This is a genomic window from Nonomuraea sp. NPDC049141, from assembly GCF_040648415.1.
Classification (GTDB): Bacteria; Actinomycetota; Actinomycetes; order Streptosporangiales; family Streptosporangiaceae; genus Nonomuraea.
Map to the genome: position 1 here is coordinate 1 of NZ_JBEZDR010000210.1, position 1,509 is coordinate 1,509.

Annotated in this window: 1 protein-coding gene; it reads left to right on the forward strand. The window is 71.4% G+C overall.

All coding sequences use genetic code 11. From position 1 onward, the window contains the following. The first annotated feature begins 104 nt into the window (after positions 1-104). Entirely contained in the window at positions 105-1,454 is a 1,350-nt protein-coding gene (locus AB0B91_RS65920) for an ABC transporter substrate-binding protein (protein WP_089002610.1), read from the forward strand. Positions 1,455-1,509 lie beyond the last annotated feature (55 nt).

Below are 1,509 nucleotides of genomic sequence, written 5' to 3' on the forward strand. Positions count from 1 at the left end.
GAAGTTAGTGCGCGCCACCTGCGGATTGAGCCGCCTCCGTGGTCCCGCGGCACGGCCCAGCACGCTAATGTGCGCAGCGGACCTTCGCCGGAGGAAGGACGACCATGTTCAAGTCACGCGCCTCGCGGGCGGCCACCCTGGCTGCCTGCGCGACGTTCCTGCTCGCCACGAGCGCCTGCGGGACCGAAGAGCCCGAGGAGGCGGCCACCCATCAGGTGCGCCTCTACGGCACCGACGGCAACATGCTGAACTCGTACCCCGCCGAGCTGAAGGATCGCGCCAGCCTGGTCGACGGCATGAAGGGCACGACGCCGCTCACGCCCCTGCCCGAGGACTTCAAGAACCGGCTCCGGTCCCTCGACCCGAAGCTGGGCGACTTCCTCTACTCCGCCGAGGCGTACGACGCGGTGGTGATCAGCGCGATCGCCGCCCAGCTCGCGGGCACGACGGATCCGGCGGCCATCGCGAAGCAGATCGTCGGGGTGACCAACGGCGGGCAGCGCTGCGAGACGCCAGCGGAGTGCCTGGCCCTGGCCCGCGCGGGACGCGACGTGGAGTACCGCAGCGTCTCGCTGACCCGGGCCGGCTTCACCGACGCCGGCGAGCCGTCCACCGCGAGCTACGGCACCCTGCACTTCGACGGCCAGCGGCTCAACGACGGCAAGACGGAGTTCGTCGGGGCCGGGGACGAGTCGGCGGCGAGCACCAAGGCGCCGCCGAAGGCGAAGAAGCAGCGCGGCGGCCGCACCGACCGCAGCGACGGCTCACCGCTGGTCATGGGCGGCCTGCTGCCGCAGACCGGTGACCTGGCGCTGGCGTACCCGCCGATCTCCGCCGGCACCAAGCTGGCGATCAGGGAGATCAACGCGGCGGGCGGGGTGCTCGGCGAGCCGGTGGTCTGGATCGACGGCGACGACGGCACCAACCCGGCGGTCGCCAAGGCCACCGTGGCCAGCCACGTCGCGCGGAACGTCCACGTCATCATCGGCGCCGGCGCCTCCGGCATCTCCCGCGCCGTGCTGCCCGACGTGGTGCAGGCCGGGAAGGTGCTGTTCGCCCCGTCGAACACCGACGCCAGCCTGACCGAGCTGGACGACAACGGCCTCTACTTCCGTACCGCGCCGCCGGACAGCCTCCAGGGTCGGGCGCTGGCCGACGTGATCCTCCGCGACGGCCCGCAGAAGATCGCCATCGTGGCCCGTAAGGACTCCTACGGCGAAGGGCTCCAGAACACCGTCCGGGCCGAGCTGGAGCGGGCCGGCATCGGCGGCGACCGGCTGAAGCTGCTGACCTACGAGCCGCCGGCCGACACCAAGGCGAACCCGGTGGACTTCGGCGCCGGCGCCAAGGAGATCAAGGACTTCGGCGCGGAGGCCGTGCTGATCATCGGCTTCGCCGAGTCCGCCCAGGTGATCCGGGCCCTCGCCGACGCTGGGGTGCAGATCCGGCACTGAGCCACCTCGGAACCGCAACTGGATCTCGCCGTACGGCTCATGTTCGAGTGGAAGA